Below are 926 nucleotides of genomic sequence, written 5' to 3'. Positions count from 1 at the left end.
CAGGGATAGTAAAAATCCATGCTGGACGCCGCGATTTTAAGGTGATGTCAAGTGTTATTGTGAAAAAATTGATAATAATTTACTGAAATGCACGCCAACTGCTAACTTGGGTGGATTGGCCCGGTCACGGGTGCTCAACGACCGCCTCCGTGCGGCGCGGGCTCTTTGGGCAATGCTGGTTTGCCGTCGAGTACAATCGGTATTGATTGGCAGCGGTCGGCAGTGGGCGGCTAGGAGCTGCCATTCGATGTTCGTCTAACTGCGGTCTGTCGGCATATTGTTTTCCCTTTTACTCTTGACATGCACTGATGGAAAATTCAACTAAACCCTTGTCGCAAGAACGCCAACGAATAATTTTTGTTGACGTGGATGACACACTAATTCGTTCAGTGGGGAAAAAGCGTATTCCGATGCCGTCTGTTGTCGCCGAAATTAAAATGTTGTACGACGGTGGCGCAGCCTTATATCTGTGGAGTTCCGGAGGAGGCGATTATGCGCGAGCATCCGCAATTGAGCTAAAAATTGAACATCTCTTCGTCGCTTTTTTGCCGAAACCTGATGTATATATTGATGACCAAGCTGTACATGAATGGCGCTTTTGCCATCACGTTTTGCCGACCAATGCCGGTAGCCTGACTGAATAGCCGCCTATGTCCGGAGCCTGATTCCCTCCAGGCGTCTGGCGCCACCGATGTCGGTTTCGGGGCGCCAGCGGCGAATCCGGCCGACGCCAGTTCACGGTCGAGTACAATCGGCCGGACCCGGCCCGAGGACTAAACCGCTCGCGCGGTAGGACTTCGATTAAAGGTGACTGTTCAGCGCCTATGCAGTGGGCTGGATAGGATTACCGGCGAAGGCGCGTTGCAGCACCTCCAGCATGCCGTGGCCCTGCTTTCGCAGCGTATCGAGGCAGGAGCGAATGACGC

Annotated in this window: 1 protein-coding gene; it reads left to right on the top strand. The window is 53.1% G+C overall.

Annotated elements, in window-relative coordinates; genetic code table 11:
- Positions 1-308: 308 nt before the first annotated feature.
- Positions 309-644 carry a hydrolase gene (locus ACP7D4_RS28115; protein WP_426212728.1) on the top strand — a complete coding sequence of 112 codons (336 nt, stop codon included), beginning with the start codon at positions 309-311 and terminating at the stop codon, positions 642-644.
- The last annotated feature ends 282 nt before the right edge of the window (positions 645-926 follow it).

The sequence above is a fragment of the Massilia sp. TWP1-3-3 genome (assembly GCF_049897805.1).
Classification (GTDB): domain Bacteria; phylum Pseudomonadota; class Gammaproteobacteria; order Burkholderiales; family Burkholderiaceae_D; genus Telluria_A.
Note: the sequence above shows the minus strand (reverse complement) of the source record. Positions and strands in the feature narration are given on the sequence as shown.

Excerpts from the sequence above, each read along its gene's own strand:
- ACP7D4_RS28115 (WP_426212728.1), top strand. The coding sequence starts at position 309 with ATGGAAAATTCAACTAAACCCTTGTCGCAAGAACGCCAACGAATAATT.